This is a genomic window from Streptomyces sp. NRRL F-5727 (genome assembly GCF_000719555.1).
In the GTDB taxonomy this organism is placed as follows: domain Bacteria; phylum Actinomycetota; class Actinomycetes; order Streptomycetales; family Streptomycetaceae; genus Streptomyces.
In genome coordinates this window covers 1-1,105 of record NZ_JOGX01000141.1, presented here as the reverse complement: position 1 = coordinate 1,105, position 1,105 = coordinate 1, and the positions used below count along the sequence as shown (strand labels likewise).

1 protein-coding gene is annotated in these 1,105 nt (G+C 67.6%); it reads left to right on the top strand.

The window, feature by feature from the left end:
• Positions 1–85 precede the first annotated feature (85 nt).
• Positions 86–1,105 (top strand): adenosylhomocysteinase (locus IF73_RS0137025; protein ID WP_031015910.1); only part of this gene is annotated, 1,020 nt, incomplete at its 3' end.

Genomic DNA, 1,105 nt, shown 5'->3' with positions numbered 1-1,105 from the left:
GGCCTGCACTACATCACGCTCAACAAGTCGACGGCGGCCCTGGAAATCCACCGAACCATCCTGAGTGCAAGGAGAGTTGCAGCCCATGTCTGAATTCACGGACTACAAGGTCGCCGACATCGGCCTCGCGGACTTCGGCCGCAAGGAGATCACCCTGGCCGAGCACGAGATGCCCGGGCTGATGGCGATCCGCCGCGAGTACGCCGAGCAGCAGCCGCTGGCCGGTGCCCGGATCACCGGATCCCTCCACATGACCGTGCAGACCGCGGTCCTCATCGAGACCCTCGTCGCCCTCGGCGCGCAGGTCCGCTGGGTGTCGTGCAACATCTACTCCACCCAGGACCACGCCGCCGCCGCGATCGCCGCCGCCGGCATCCCCGTCTTCGCCTGGAAGGGCGAGACCCTGGAGGAGTACTGGTGGTGCACCGAACAGGCCCTGACCTGGCCCGGCGGCGACGGCCCCAACATGATCCTCGACGACGGCGGCGACGCCACCCTCCTCGTCCACAAGGGTGTGGAGTACCGCAAGACCGGCGTCCTGCCGGAGGCCGTCAACGACGAACTCGCCGTCGTCCGCGCCCTGCTGGAGAACAGCCCGCTGGACTGGCCCACGCTCGCCGCCGGCATCCGCGGCGTCACCGAGGAGACCACCACCGGCGTCCACCGCCTCTACGAGATGCACCGCGACGGCGCCCTCCTCTTCCCGGCGATCAACGTGAACGACGCCGTGACGAAGTCGAAGTTCGACAACAAGTACGGCTGCCGCCACTCCCTCATCGACGGCATCAACCGCGCCACCGACGTCCTCATCGGCGGCAAGACCGCCGTGGTCTGCGGCTACGGCGACGTCGGCAAGGGCTGCGCCGAGTCCCTGCGCGGCCAGGGCGCCCGCGTGATCGTCACCGAGATCGACCCGATCTGCGCGCTCCAGGCCGCCATGGACGGCTACCAGGTCACGACCCTCGACGACGTGATCGAGACCGCCGACATCTTCATCACCACCACCGGCAACAAGGACATCATCATGGCGTCCGACATCGCCCGGATGAAGCACCAGGCGATCGTCGGCAACATCGGCCACTTCGACAACGAGATCGACATGGCC